This window comes from Paracoccus sp. (in: a-proteobacteria), assembly GCF_039808215.1.
In the GTDB taxonomy this organism is placed as follows: domain Bacteria; phylum Pseudomonadota; class Alphaproteobacteria; order Rhodobacterales; family Rhodobacteraceae; genus Paracoccus.
Window position 1 is genome coordinate 1 of sequence record NZ_JBDHSP010000084.1, and the last position, 11,793, is coordinate 11,793.

Here is an 11,793-nt window from a genome sequence, read left to right on the forward strand (position 1 = left end):
CGAACATACACCTCGATGGCCAACAGGGATCACACCGGCAGCGCCGGTGAAATTACACCAGCTCCTCGGACGCTAACCACTATCCTATCTATCCCGGGCGTTGATGTTGTCCGCAAGATTGGACCATGCGTCGAGAGGGAATACTGGTCAGTAATACCAGTTCATAGACATGGCCAGCGCCGAGATCGCGAAACAGGCTGGCGATCATGCGGGTCGTGTCGCAAGGGTGGTAGAAATCCGAAGGCGACCAATCTCCGGGTGACTTTGAACTCGGCTAACCGACGGTAGCAACTGTCAGTCCGCTTGTAACATGTCGGCACATCGGTGCGGGTCGCGACCAGGGCAGTGCAGCGGCTGCTGGGAGAGGGGCGCCGTCAGCAGAACGAGTCATTGTCATCGTGCGTGAGGTTGGTGGCCTCGACCGGCGCTCATGGCTCGAACAGTTTCCCGGGGCCAGGCCTTGCCCGCTTGCGTCCTCGCTTGGACAAGCGTGAACATGGGCGTCTGCTCTGTAGCTCCCCGGCACCGGGCCGCGAAGGAGGGACCGTGTTCGCAGGCAAACGCCACACAAAAAGCGCTTGCTGGACGTGACGGTATCTTATCCCATGAAGAACGATAGCCCGGTTCGACCGCAGCCGCATTTCAGGCGTGGCCTTCCTGCGACTGCGCGTGGGTGCAACCGCAGCGACTGCTGCAAAGCTGAACCAGCGCCGGCTTGCCCCCCGCACTGGCGAGGCGCCCGCGGCTGTCATCGGTCCGTTCCGTCAAGCTGCCTGCCAACCAGCGTGGTCAGTTCGGAAAGCGAGAACGGCTTTGCCAGGAAGGCGGCGCCGGCTACGGGGGGGCGCCCCTCGCAGAAGATGTCCTCGGCATAGCCCGACATGAAGATGACCCTTGTCTCGGGGCGGTCGCGCAGGGCGGTGCGGACCCAGGCCGGTCCGTCCAGCCCCGGCATGACCACATCGGTCACGAAGACATCCACCACCAGCCGCTGGTCCGAGAGCAGCGACAGCGCATCCTCGGCGCAGGCGGCCTCGAGGACGTTGAACCCCTGCAGCTTCAGCGCACGGCTGGCGAAGGCGCGCACCGGCGCCTCGTCCTCGACCAGAAGGACGGTGGCGTCGGGCTCGCGGCGCGTGCGCAACTGGCCCGGGGCCGCTGCGGCTGGCGCCTCGGCGGCCTCGCTGCGGTCATGGGCGGGAAAGAACAGCGAAAAACAGCTGCCCTCACCCGGGGTGCTGTCGCAAAAGATATAGCCACCGGTCTGCTTGACGATGCCATAGGCGGTCGAAAGCCCAAGCCCGGTGCCCTCGCCCGTGCGCTTTGTCGTGAAGAAGGGTTCGAAGATCCTGGCAAGGTCGTCGGCGGCGATACCGCAGCCCTGGTCTTGCACCCGCACCCGGACATAGTCCCCTGCCGGCAGCGTGGCGCGGCCGAATTCGGTGGCGATCGCCAGATGCACATTGTCCGTGCAGACGGTGATGTCGCCCCCCCCGGGCATGGCGTCGCGCGCATTCACCACGAGGTTCATCAGCACCTGCTCAAGCTGGCGGCGGTCGGCGCGGATCATCCGCAGCAGCGGATCATGGTCGAAGGTCAGGACGACGCGCTCTCCGACCAGGCGATTGAGCAGATGCGTCAGGTCCGAGAGCGTATCGCGCAGGTCCATGATCTGCGGCTTCAGCGTCTGCTTGCGCGAGAAGGCCAGCAATTGCCGCACCAGCGCCGCGGCGCGATTGGCGTTCTGGCTGATCTGGTCCAGATCGGCATAATCGGGATCGGCCTTGTCGTGGCGCAGCATCAGCAGGTCGCAATGCCCCGAAATCGCCGTCAGCAGGTTGTTGAAATCATGCGCGATCCCGCCTGCCAGCTGACCGATCGCCTGCATCTTCTGGCTTTGCACGAACTGCGCCTCAAGCGTTTTCAGCGCGCTGGCATCGGACAGCACGGCAGTGACCTGCTCGCCGCGCCCACGCGACAGCGCGACCTGCACGAAGCGCTCGGGCCCTTCTGCGCGCAGGTGCAGAACCTCGGTGCCGCCTTGCGTGCGCCCGGCGCCGACATCGGCGATCCAGTCGCCCAGTTCGCGACCGAGGCCGTCGAGCAAAGCCGCCAGCGGCTGCCCCACCAGCGCCTGCCCCAGAAGTTCGCAGGCCGCGACATTGGCGCGGGTGATGGTCGCCGAGGCATCCAGCATCAGCAGCGATACTGGCAGAAGGTCGAAGTCATCGCCGCCGGGGCCGGGCGCCGCCGGCCCGGTTGACAGTTCCGGTTCCCGGACCGCGCCCTGCCAAAGCTGCAGCGCCGAGCCCGCCGCGCGCGTCACAAGAAACCCGCCCAGATCGCCCAGTTCGACGCGCATGCGGCCATGGCGCGCCAGGCCCAGGTCCAGCCCGCCCCAGAACTCGTCCGGGTCGGCGTGCCCGCGGCGCAGCAACTCCTGCACCGGTCGGCCCAGAAGGTCGCCGGCCTGCCCAAGCAGGGCGGCATTCTGCGCAAGGATCATGCCGTCCGGGTCGACCACAAGCGCCGGAAGCGCATGCGCGGCGACCAGCGGTCGCATCCGCGCAAGGTCGCGCCGCTTCGCGAATACCCTGCGGAAGTGGCTGGCCGAGATGGCCCCCGCCAGCAGATACCATGCCAGCGCCGCCGCGCCCGCCGCCAGCAGCACCGTGCCGGCACCCGCATTCTGCGGCCGCCATGCCAGCCAGAGCGCGCCGACCAGAACCGGCAGCACCAGCAGCGGCAGCAGCGCTTGCGCCGAGCGCAGGATCTCTGCCCGTTCCGGAACCATCTTGCGCCTCATCACCTGCCCGTCACCCAGCGCCTAGCGCATGCGGATTAACATTTCATTAACAGTCGGCTGGAACAGTCAAGACGCAGGACGGGTTCCGGCCGGCCGCGTTGCGGAGGTGGCAGTCTCGACACGAGATGATGAACGCGGCAGAAACGCCATCGGGTGCCGCGGAATTCAGCTGGGATACAGATCCGGGGCCTGCGCACCGGACGGGCGCGGAAACGCAATCTTAATCCTGTTGGCGTAGGTGCAGGGGGAAACCTCGTGGCTTGGCATGATTCTGCGTCTTCTGATCATCTGCATCCTTGCGCTGACCGGCCTGCGCGCCGCCGCCCTGCCGGCGGCCGAGGTTTGCGAATGGGCGGCGGCGCAGGCCGCCGAAGAGGCGGGGGTGCCGCCAGAGATCCTTGGTGCCCTGACCCTGACCGAGACCGGACGGCGCATGGAGGGCGTTGTCCGCCCCTGGGCCTGGAGCGCGAATGCCGAGGGCGAGGGAACCTGGTTCGACGACCCCGTCAGCGCCATCGCCTTCGCCGAGGACCGCGTGGCGCAGGGTCGGACCAACGTCGACATCGGCTGCTTTCAGCTGAACTATCGCTGGCATGGCGGCAATTTCGCCTCGGTGGCGCAGATGTTCGATCCGCTGGCGAATGCGCGCTATGCGGCGGGCTTTGTCCGCCGCCTTTACGCCGAGACCGGCGACTGGCGCACGGCGGCGGGGGCCTTTCATTCCCGCACCCCGGCCAATGCGCAGCGCTATCTGGCGCGTTTCGACAGCCTGCACCGGATGCTGGCCGAGCGGGGCTTTCAGGGCATGACCGCCTCGCCAGAGAGCTACAACAGCTTTGCATCGGTCAATTCGGGCCAGCGCCAGCAGGTGCGCGAAAGGGTGATGCTGCTTGGTGCGCCGATGGGCAGCCAGGTCACCGGCCGGCCCGGCTCGCTGGCCGTCCTGGCTTCGGGACGCTCGCCGCTGGCGCCGAAAGGCCGCGGACCGCTGGTCTCGGTGGTCCTGGCGGAGGGCGGGGGCGCGCCGTCGCTGTGGCAAGGGGCGCAGCCGCCCTGACGCATTGACAAAGCCCGGACGGCGGCCTTTCTGGAGCAGATCCGCAAGCTTGCGCGCCGGGGGCGCATTCCGACATGACGCCAGCCGCCCGCGCCGCCGCCGCCATCACCGTTCTTGACGCCATCCTTGCCGGAGAGCCGGCCGAGGCGGCGCTGATCCGATGGGCGCGCGCCAGCCGCTTTGCCGGCTCGGGTGACCGCGCCGCGGTGCGCGACATGGTCTTCGACTGCCTGCGGCGGCGCAATTCGCGCGCGGCACTGGGGGGCGGGATGCACGGGCGCGGGCTGATCCTGGGCATGTGCCGCGATCTGGGGCTGGATCCCGGAACCCTGTTCACCGGCCAGGGTCACGCACCGGCGCCGCTTTCCGCCGCCGAGACAGGTTCGGGCCACGCCCCCGACAATGTCGAGGCCATGGATCTGCCCGAATGGCTGCTGCCACAATGGCAGGCGTCGCTGGGTGCGGATGCCGCCCCGATGGCGCAGACGCTGCGTGCGCGCGCCCCGGTCTGGCTGCGGGTGAATGCGGCCCGCTGCGACTCGCCGCAGGCGCTGGAGATGCTGGCGCAGGACGAGATTATGGCGCGTGCCCATGACACCCTGTCGACGGCGCTGCGCGTCGAGACGGGCGCGCGGCGGGTGGCCGGCTCGCGCGCCTATCGCGAAGGCCTGGTCGAATTGCAGGATCTGTCGCCGCAACTGGCCTGCGCGCTGCTGCCGGCCTCGGGCAGCTTGCTGGATTATTGCGCCGGCGGCGGCGGCAAGGCGCTGGCCATGGCGGCGCGCGGCTCGGCGCCGGTGGTGGCGCATGACCGCGATGCCGGGCGCATGCGCGATCTGGCGGCGCGGGCGGCGCGCGCCGGCTGCCGCATCCGCCTTGCCGCGCCGGGCAAGGCCAGCGGCCGTTTTGATCTGGTCATCGCCGACGTACCCTGTTCGGGCAGCGGCACCTGGCGACGCACGCCGGATGCGAAGTGGCGGCTGCGTCCAGAAGACCTTGAAAAACTGCTGCGGGTGCAGGCGCAGGTGCTGGACGAGGCGGCGGGTCATGTCGCCGCGGGCGGGCATCTGGCCTATATGACCTGCTCGGTGCTGATGGCCGAGAACGAATGTCAGACCCACGAGTTTCTGGGCCGCCAGCCGCAGTTCGACGTGGTCGGCCAGCACCGCTTTGCCCCGCCCGCCGCCTCGGACGGATTCTATCTGGCGCTGCTGCGCCGCCGCCAGGCGCCATTGCCCCGGGCAACGCCGGCTGGTGACCCCGGCGTGACTTGAACACGCGACCTGTCGCTTAGGAGGCGACCGCTCTATCCACTGAGCTACGGGGCCCCTGGCCGGGCACGGTTTGCGGAACCGTTCGACCTTGCCGGGCGCTTGCGGCGCCGCTGTCTGCCAGGGCCGGGGCCCGAAAGGGCTGCCTGGTCCGACTGTGGCAACGGGGCCGCCGTGACATCTTTTGCCCGCTGCGCAGGAAAATGGCAAGCTTGCCGCGAACGGCCATTGACGATAACGGTAACATGATTGCGTTCCGGTAGTTGCGATGAACAGTAAAAGACCCCGCCGCCCGCTGACCCTGCGCGATGTCTCCGAGGCCTCGGGCGTTTCGGAGATGACCGTCAGCCGCGTGCTGCGCAACCGGGGCGATGTCTCGGCCGCGACGCGCGAGAAGGTGCTGACCGCCGCCCGCACGCTGGGCTATGTGCCCAACAAGATCGCGGGCGGACTGGCCAGCCAGCGGGTCAACCTGGTCGCGGTGGTCATCCCGTCGCTCTCGAACATGGTGTTTCCCGATGTTCTGGGCGGTATCTCGGCCGAATTGGACGATACCGGGCTGCAGCCGGTGGTGGGGGTGACGAATTACAGCCCCTCGCGCGAGGATGCGGTGCTTTACGACATGCTGAGTTGGCGGCCCTCGGGGGTGATTCTGGCCGGGCTTGAACACAGCAAGGTGGCGCGGGCGATGCTGGACAATGCCGGCCTGCCGGTGGTCGAGATCATGGACATCGACGGCGAGCCGATCGATTGCGCCGTCGGCATCTCGCATCGGCGCGCCGGTGCGGAAATGGCCGGAGAGATCCTTGCCGCCGGCTATCGCCGCATCGGCTTCATCGGCACGCACATGCCCGAGGATCACCGCGCCCGCAAGCGCCTGGCCGGTTTCGAGGAGCGGCTGGCCGAGGATGGCGTGCAGCTGGCGGCGCGGGAATATTACCAGGGCGGCTCGTCGCTGCTGAAGGGGCGCGAACTGACCGAGCGCATTCTCACGCGCGAGCCGGATCTGGATTTTCTGTATTTCTCCAACGACATGATCGGCGCTGGCGGGCTGATGTGGTGCATGGAGAAGGGCTATGACATCCCCGGCCGGCTGGGACTTGCCGGGTTCAATGCCGTCGATCTGCTCGACGGCCTGCCGATGCGCCTGACCACGACCGATGCGCGGCGCATCGACATCGGGCGGCGCGCGGCGCGCATCGTCGCCGGCAAGGAACCATCCCCCGAGGATGGCGTCGTCGCGCTGGCGCCGACGATCCTGCCGGGCGATACGATCCGCAGGCATTAGCCGCGACGGCCGCCGCCGGCGATCCCTTGCTGTAAGGCGATGCAGGGGCTGTCGGGCAAGAACCCCGCGGCGAATCCGCGCATCTGTCCCGGAGGCGGCGAAAAGCAATCAGCAGTTGCGCAACAGAAAGTTCACCCTTCCACAAGGGGAAAAACTGCGGCGCATGGCAGCCATGCGCAGGGAAGGTTGACCTAGCGTCAACCCCTGTCCGGCACCGGTTTTATTTGGTAACATATTGATTTCAAACAAACCTGTCCTTTTCGACAGTCGACCAGATCGTTCTAGTTTTATGAAAATGCAAGACTATACTGGCGGGTGTAGTGATTAGCATAGGTTTCCAATGATGCGGCTCGGTTCCAATTTCGATATCGAGACGGTCGACTCGGTGATGCAGTCGACCCCTGCCGGACCCGCAACGCAACCCGTTGGTGTCCGGTCATTTTATGCCCGCTATTGCAAGCGTCCCCTGGATGTCGCCGCCGTGCTTCTGTCGGCGCCCTTCGTCCTGCCGATCGTGGTGGCGCTGGTGCTGCTGATCGCCTTTCATGGCGAGAAGCCCTTCTTTACCCAGCAGCGCCTGGGCCGGTCGGGTCGCAGCTTCCGCCTGTGGAAGCTGCGCACCATGGTCGAGGATGCGGACAGGCGGCTTGAGGAATATCTGGCCGGCAATCCCGAGGCCCGGGCCGAATGGGATCTGACCCAGAAGTTGAAGCGCGATCCCCGGATCACCTCGGTCGGACGCTTCCTGCGCAAGACCTCGCTGGACGAATTGCCGCAGCTGTGGAACGTGCTGCGCGGCGACATGAGCATCGTCGGGCCGCGTCCGATGATGGTCGAGCAGGCGCAGCTTTATCCCGGCGCCGATTACTACCACCTGCGTCCGGGCGTGACCGGGCTGTGGCAGATCTCGGATCGCAACGACAGCACCTTTGCGGCGCGTGCCTCTTTCGACGCCCGCTATGCCGCGGATCTCAGCCTTGCCGGAGATCTGGGGATCATCGCCCGCACCGTGGGCGTGGTGCTGCGCTGCACCGGCTACTGAGCGATCAGTAGCCCTTGGCGTGCAACGCCTCGTGCCGCTCAAGACACCGGAAGCGCCGCCATGCGACAAACAGCGTGGCGGCTGCCCCGCTGAGCGAATAGACCAGCAACCCGCCCCAGAAGGACAGGCCGAAAACTGCGACGCAGATCATCGTGCACGCCAGTGCAACTGCAACGCCAATGGTCAGGATACCGCTCAGGGCCTCGCTCCTCAAATACGCAGGGTAAGATCCAGTTTAGTGCCAAAGTCACAACGAATCGCCGACAATTTTCCGGGCCAGGTTCTTGATACTGCAAATCCGCTCAAAGTTGAGTGAAAATAGGCGCAAACCCGCCTAAATTTCTCCAGGGCAGCTTGCGGCGCCTGTTTTTCGTTTTGAACAAGGATGGATTTCTTGCGAATCGGCTATCTGATCAACACCTACCCGCGGCCCTCGCACAGTTTCATCCGGCGCGAGATCGCGGCGCTTGAGGCGGCGGGGCTGGAGATCCATCGATTCGCCATGCGCGGCGACGCGGCGGCGCTGAGCGACCCCGCCGATCGCGCCGAACATGCGCGCACCGAGCGCATCCTCGAAGCCGGCGCCGGGCGGCTTCTGGCCGGGCTGGCGCGGCAGTTCGCCGCCAGCCCGGCACGGCTGGCCCGCGCCCTGCAACTGGCGCGGCGCCGGGCGGGGGCGGGCGAAAGCAGCCTTGTGCGCCAGATCGTCTATCTGGCCGAGGGCGCCCGCGTGGCGGCCCGCGCCCGCGCCCTGGGACTGCAGCATCTTCACGCGCATTTCGGCACCAATTCGACGCGCGTCGCCGCCTATTCCCGGCTTCTGGGCGGGCCCCGCTTCAGCTTCACTGTGCATGGACCCGAGGAGTTCGACAGTCCGCAGGCGCTGGATCTGGGCGGCAAGCTGGCCCTGGCCGAGTTCTGCGTGGCGATCAGCAGCTATGGCCGCTCGCAGATCTATCGCTGGGCCGCGGCGGGCGACTGGCCCAAGGTGCAGGTGGTGCATTGCGGGTTGGACCTCTCGCGCTGGGCCGATCCGGCGCCCTTGCCGCCGGGGCCGCTGCATCTGGTCGCCGTCGGCCGCTTTGCCGAGCAGAAGGGCTTTGGCCTGCTGATCCGCGCCTTTGCGCTGGCCTGGCGGCGCAACCCGGCGCTGCGCCTGTCTCTGGTCGGCGACGGCGAGATGCGCCCCGGGATCGAGGCGCTGATCCGTGCCGAGGGCATGGGCGACGCCCTGCGCCTGCTGGGCTGGCAGGACGAGGCCGGCGTGCGCTCCGCCATCGACGCGGCCCATGCCCTGGTCACCCCCAGCTTTGCCGAAGGGCTGCCGGTGGTGATCATGGAGGCCATGGCCTGCGCCCGGCCGGTGATCGCCACCTGCATCGCCGGCATTCCCGAACTGCTGCGCCCGGGATCCGAGGGCTGGCTGATTCCCGCCGGCGATGCCGAGGCCCTGGCCGCCGCCATGCTGCAGGCCGCCGAAACCGAACCGGCCGTGCTGGATCGCATGGGCGCCTCAGCCCGCGCGCGGGTGATCGCCCGTCACGACATTGCGGCATCGGCGCGCCTGCTGGCCGAACTGTTCAACCGTCCGCCAACGGCCCGGGCGACCGGTCCCACGACCTGAGCGGCGCCTGATTTTTCCGGCCTCGCCCACGACCGGGTGCGAGGCCGGCGCGGCGTTCACGGGCGCGGAAAGCCGTCCGGCCGGCGGCAGCGCCATATCGATACATTTGTTCCTTCTATTCCGTTGCCTGCGAGCGGACCTTCAGGGTTTATTCAGGCTTGACAGCTAGATCAGGCGTCACCCCGCAGACAATGCAAAACGCCTGCGGTCACGGAGGCCGAATACTTACCTCGGACAAGGTCCGAAGAACGGAGATTGGAATGTCCAGCATTCTTACGAACAATGGCGCGATGGTGGCGCTGCAGACCCTGAAGGGCATCAACGCGAATCTCTCCAAGACCCAGGATGAGATCTCGACCGGCAAGAACGTGGCGACCGCCAAGGACAATGCCGGCGTCTGGGCCACGGCGAAGGTGCTCGAGTCGGACGTGAGCGGCTTCAAGGCCCTCTCCAACGGTCTGTCGGTGGCCTCGTCGGCTGTGTCGACGGCCCGTGGCGGCGCCGAGAAGATCACCGACCTGCTCAACAAGATGCGCGACTCGATCGTCGCCGCGCAGAACGACACCGCCGACCGGACCAAGCTGCAGGCCGACATCGTGCAGATGCGCGACCAGATCACCACCGTTGTCGAATCCGCCCAGTTCAACGGCCTCAACCTGCTGGATGCCAGTGTCACCGGCACGTTCGATGTCGTCTCCTCGCTCAGCCGGACGGGGTCCACGACGACCACGGGGACCATCCAGGTCACGCCCGAGGATCTGACAGCCGCGACCCTGGGGATTGCCGCCATCGACGTTTCGACCGCCGCCGGTGCCACCACGGCGCTGGCCGCCATCGACACCGCCCTGCAGACCTCCATCGATGCCGCGGCGTCCTTCGGCTCGGCCGGCAAGCGTCTGGAATTGCAGAACCAGTTCCTGTCGGAGCTTCAGGACTCGCTGAAATCCGGGATCGGCGTCCTGGTCGATGCGGACATGGAGGAGGCGTCGGCCAGGCTGCAGGCGCTACAGACCCAGCAGCAGCTTGGCGTCCAGGCGCTTTCCATCGCCAACCAGGCGCCGCAGTCGATCCTGTCTCTCTTCAAGTGATAACGGCTGGGCGCCCCTCCGGGCGCCCACCCCTTTCGCGAGCCATGAGAGCAGAGGTGCACCCACATGGGCATGAACGTCATCACCGCAAGAATGTTTCCGGGTGCTGATTTCTTTCAGCTGCGTTCCGACAGGGACAACGAATATCTGGCGTTCTCGCGCGTGACCCGCCATTTCCAGCAGGCGGTCGATACTGCGGACCGCAACCAGATGATCCTGGCGGCGCGGCTGAACATCGATCTCTGGACCGCGCTGGCGGCAGATCTGGCGCAGCCGGGGAATGGTCTGCCGGATCAGACAAGGTCTGGCCTCATCTCGCTTGCGATCTTCTCGATCAAGTCCAGCCATCGCATCCTGTCCGAAGATGCCTGCCCGCGCCCGCTGATGGACATCAACCTGCGGGTCATGAAGGGACTTCGGGGCGATCTGGGCGAGTGAGCGCAGCTGCCTGAACGAGGCACCAGCCCCGCAATTCCCGCGCTATCTGCTTGAGGTTCGCCTCGCGCGGCAAGTCAGAGATGCATCAGGCTCGCGGTGTGGCGATGATCGGGGCGTGAGGCTCAGGCCCTGTCGGGGGCATTGATCGGGCTGATGGTCGCTTTATGCGAGGAAGGTGACCTTTGCCGTCTCATCGGCCATTCATGAGAGATGGTTGCTCTCTCGGACGTGGAAAAACTCTGGAGTTGCGATCATGATCTACAGCGTCAGCCTCGGAACCGGTGGCTACTCTGGCTGGAAACTGCTGAATCGATCGCTGGATCGACAGCGCGACATCTTTCTGCAGCGGCCGTCCACCAGCAAGCTGAGAAATCACTTCCAGGACAACATCGCAAAGGTCGCAAGCGCAGAGGAATTTGTCGGAGACTACAAGCTGATGAAGGTTGCGCTGGGCGCCTTTGGTCTGGACGACAAGTTGGCGGGCAAGTCCTTCATCAGGAAGGTTCTGGAAGCCGATCCGAACGACAAGGGAAGTTTCGCAAACAGACTGCTCGACAAGAGATATCTCAAGCTGAATCAGGCCCTCTCCTTTGGGGCAGCCGCGGGGGCATCTCAGGGTCCAGACCATCGCAGCATCCTGGAGGATTATGACAGTCGTTCATTCGCGCAAAGCATTGGTGAACAGCACGAAGAACTCGAGTATGCCCTGAATGCGCGACGCGAACTGTCGGAGATATCATCGGCAGACACGACGGCAGATTCAAAGTGGTACCAAGTCATGGCATCGTCAACCCTGCGGCATGTCTTTGAAACTGCGTTCGGGCTTGGGAACAGGTTCGCCGCATTGCCAATCGACCGGCAGCTATCTGATCTCAGTCGCAAGACAGAGAAACTGACCGGTTCCAGCGACGTCGCCATTTTCAAATCGGCCGAGAATGTCGAAAAGCTTATCAGGACGTTCCTATTGCGAAACCAGATTACCTCGCAGCCCGCAAGCTCTCCGTACTCTGTCGCGCTTGCGGTATTGCGAGTGCTGTGACCCCCGATAACTCGTCCATCTGATGCTAGAGTCCGGCCCAACGAAAGGACCGGATATGAAGCGAGAGGTGGTGCCGCCTGGTGAGACAGTTTGGCGGCTTGGCTAAGGTGGATCGGGTTGGTTTCTACGCCGCCAGTTTC

Annotated in this window: 10 protein-coding genes and 1 tRNA gene; 8 read left to right on the plus strand and 3 right to left on the minus strand. The window is 65.9% G+C overall.

What is annotated here, in order from left to right; translation table 11 throughout:
- Positions 1-748: 748 nt before the first annotated feature.
- Complete coding sequence (locus WMK75_RS16695; protein WP_347268742.1) at positions 749-2,794, minus strand: ATP-binding protein; 2,046 nt, start codon at positions 2,792-2,794, stop codon at positions 749-751.
- Between the two features lie 277 nt (positions 2,795-3,071).
- Here WMK75_RS16695 and WMK75_RS16700 point away from each other — a divergent pair, with 277 nt between their 5' ends.
- Together WMK75_RS16700 and WMK75_RS16705 are read left to right on the plus strand one after the other, a co-directional pair.
- Complete coding sequence (locus WMK75_RS16700; protein WP_347268733.1) at positions 3,072-3,863, plus strand: hypothetical protein; 792 nt, start codon at positions 3,072-3,074, stop codon at positions 3,861-3,863.
- A 74-nt stretch (positions 3,864-3,937) separates the two neighbouring features.
- A complete protein-coding gene (locus tag WMK75_RS16705; protein WP_347268734.1) occupies positions 3,938-5,137 on the plus strand; it encodes an RsmB/NOP family class I SAM-dependent RNA methyltransferase in 1,200 nt (399 codons plus the stop codon).
- On the opposite strand, the gene WMK75_RS16710 is transcribed toward WMK75_RS16705, so the two are convergent.
- Positions 5,116-5,191: transfer RNA gene (locus WMK75_RS16710), tRNA-Arg, on the minus strand. The two genes, WMK75_RS16705 and WMK75_RS16710, sit on opposite strands and share 22 nt — an antisense overlap.
- Positions 5,192-5,402: 211 nt before the next feature.
- Here WMK75_RS16710 and WMK75_RS16715 point away from each other — a divergent pair.
- Both WMK75_RS16715 and WMK75_RS16720 read left to right on the plus strand, forming a co-directional pair.
- Entirely contained in the window at positions 5,403-6,422 is a 1,020-nt protein-coding gene (locus WMK75_RS16715; protein ID WP_347268735.1) for a LacI family DNA-binding transcriptional regulator, read from the plus strand.
- A 343-nt stretch (positions 6,423-6,765) separates the two neighbouring features.
- Positions 6,766-7,464 (plus strand): sugar transferase, encoded by a 699-nt coding sequence (locus WMK75_RS16720; RefSeq protein WP_347268736.1) that lies wholly within the window; start codon positions 6,766-6,768, stop codon positions 7,462-7,464.
- A gap of 4 nt (positions 7,465-7,468) precedes the next feature.
- On the opposite strand, the gene WMK75_RS16725 is transcribed toward WMK75_RS16720, so the two are convergent.
- Complete coding sequence (locus tag WMK75_RS16725; RefSeq protein ID WP_347268737.1) at positions 7,469-7,615, minus strand: hypothetical protein; 147 nt, start codon at positions 7,613-7,615, stop codon at positions 7,469-7,471.
- Between the two features lie 243 nt (positions 7,616-7,858).
- Between WMK75_RS16725 and WMK75_RS16730 the strand changes: the two genes are divergently transcribed.
- The 4 genes from WMK75_RS16730 to WMK75_RS16745 all read left to right on the plus strand — a co-directional run bounded on the left by WMK75_RS16730 (position 7,859) and on the right by WMK75_RS16745 (position 11,653).
- Positions 7,859-9,088 carry a glycosyltransferase family 4 protein gene (locus WMK75_RS16730; RefSeq protein ID WP_347268738.1) on the plus strand — a complete coding sequence of 410 codons (1,230 nt, stop codon included), beginning with the start codon at positions 7,859-7,861 and terminating at the stop codon, positions 9,086-9,088.
- 260 nt (positions 9,089-9,348) lie between these two features.
- The gene (locus WMK75_RS16735; RefSeq protein ID WP_347268739.1) at positions 9,349-10,176 is read left to right on the plus strand and encodes a flagellin; all 828 of its coding nucleotides are present in this window, start codon (positions 9,349-9,351) and stop codon (positions 10,174-10,176) included.
- Positions 10,177-10,242: 66 nt separating this feature from the next.
- Positions 10,243-10,614 carry a flagellar biosynthesis regulator FlaF gene (locus WMK75_RS16740; RefSeq protein ID WP_347268740.1) on the plus strand — a complete coding sequence of 124 codons (372 nt, stop codon included), beginning with the start codon at positions 10,243-10,245 and terminating at the stop codon, positions 10,612-10,614.
- Between the two features lie 253 nt (positions 10,615-10,867).
- The gene (locus WMK75_RS16745; protein WP_347268741.1) at positions 10,868-11,653 is read left to right on the plus strand and encodes a DUF1217 domain-containing protein; all 786 of its coding nucleotides are present in this window, start codon (positions 10,868-10,870) and stop codon (positions 11,651-11,653) included.
- Positions 11,654-11,793 lie beyond the last annotated feature (140 nt).

Coding starts and splice junctions, on each gene's coding strand:
- WMK75_RS16745 (WP_347268741.1), top strand. CDS start 10,868: ATGATCTACAGCGTCAGCCTCGGAACCGGTGGCTACTCTGGCTGGAAA.
- WMK75_RS16725 (WP_347268737.1), bottom strand. CDS start 7,615: ATGATCTGCGTCGCAGTTTTCGGCCTGTCCTTCTGGGGCGGGTTGCTG.
- WMK75_RS16695 (WP_347268742.1), bottom strand. CDS start 2,794: ATGGTTCCGGAACGGGCAGAGATCCTGCGCTCGGCGCAAGCGCTGCTG.
- WMK75_RS16735 (WP_347268739.1), top strand. CDS start 9,349: ATGTCCAGCATTCTTACGAACAATGGCGCGATGGTGGCGCTGCAGACC.
- WMK75_RS16700 (WP_347268733.1), top strand. CDS start 3,072: ATGATTCTGCGTCTTCTGATCATCTGCATCCTTGCGCTGACCGGCCTG.
- WMK75_RS16705 (WP_347268734.1), top strand. CDS start 3,938: ATGACGCCAGCCGCCCGCGCCGCCGCCGCCATCACCGTTCTTGACGCC.
- WMK75_RS16715 (WP_347268735.1), top strand. CDS start 5,403: ATGAACAGTAAAAGACCCCGCCGCCCGCTGACCCTGCGCGATGTCTCC.
- WMK75_RS16720 (WP_347268736.1), top strand. CDS start 6,766: ATGCGGCTCGGTTCCAATTTCGATATCGAGACGGTCGACTCGGTGATG.
- WMK75_RS16740 (WP_347268740.1), top strand. CDS start 10,243: ATGGGCATGAACGTCATCACCGCAAGAATGTTTCCGGGTGCTGATTTC.